Source organism: Streptomyces sp. NPDC053755 (assembly GCF_040677675.1).
Lineage (GTDB): Bacteria > Actinomycetota > Actinomycetes > Streptomycetales > Streptomycetaceae > Streptomyces.
The window spans coordinates 64,637-65,845 of sequence record NZ_JBFASK010000037.1; the positions used below are offsets into that span (position 1 = coordinate 64,637).

Sequence of the window (1,209 nt, forward strand, 5' to 3'; positions counted from 1 at the left end):
ACCGACGGTCATCACGACGGAACGGCGGACGCTCGCCACCACGGTCGTCACGACGGTCATCACGACGGAACGCCGGACGCTCCCCACCACGGTCGTCACGACGGTCATCACGACGGAACGCCGGACGCTCGTCACGGCGCTCATCACGCCGGTCGTCACGACGGAACGGCGGACGCTCCCCACCGCGGTTGTCGTCGCGACGGAAGCCACCGCCGCCGCCACGGTTGTCGCCACCGCGGTCATCACGACGGAAGGAGGGACGCTCATCGCGACGGTCGTCACGACGGAACGGGGGACGCTCGCCACCACGGTTGTCATCACGCCGGTCGTCACGGCGGAAACCGCCACCGCCACGGCTGTCCCCACCACGGTCATCACGGCGGAAGCCGCCGCCACCGCGGGTGTCCCCACCGCGGTCATCACGGCGGTCGTCACGACGGACCGCCGGACGGTCCCCACCGCGGTTGTCGTCGCGACGGAAGCCACCGCCGCCGCCACGGTTGTCGCCACCACGGTCGTCACGACGGAACGGGGGACGCTCGCCACCACGGTTGTCATCACGCCGGTCGTCACGGCGGAAGCCGCCACCGCCACGGGTGTCGCCACCGCGGTCATCACGGCGGTCGTCACGACGGAACGCCGGACGGTCCCCACCGCGGTTGTCGTCACGGCGGAAACCGCCACCACGGTTGTCATCGCGACGGAAGCCACCGCCACCGCCACGGTTGTCGCCACCACGGTCGTCACGGCGGAAGCCACCGCCACCGCGGGTGTCCCCACCGCGGTTGTCGTCACGGCGGAAACCACCGCCACGGGTGTCCCCACCGCGGTTGTCGTCACGGCGGAAACCGCCGCCGCCACGGTTGTCGCCACCACGGTCGTCACGGCGGAAACCGCCGCCGCCTCGGGTGTCGCCACCACGGTTGTCGTCTCGACGCGGGCCACGGAAGCCGCCCCGCTCGCCGCCGTCCCTGTGACGCGGCTCGCGCTCCGGACGGTCGTCGGGAGAGTTGGTGGACATCGACGTGACTCCTGTCTTCGGGTACTGCAGTCATTCTCGCGCAGCCGGCACCCGGACGCGCTTTGGAAAGATTCTTGACAAACAAAAAGGACCCTTGGTCCCAGCGTGAACGCTGGGACCAAGGGTCCTGAAAGATTGTTCGGCGGCGTCCTACTCTCCCACAGGGTCCCCCCTGCAGTACCATCGGC

1 pseudogene is annotated in these 1,209 nt (G+C 70.1%); it reads left to right on the forward strand.

Annotated elements, in window-relative coordinates:
- A pseudogene (locus tag AB0K65_RS27555) lies at positions 1-1,099 on the forward strand (hypothetical protein); the annotation flags it as partial.
- Between the last annotated feature and the right edge of the window lie 110 nt (positions 1,100-1,209).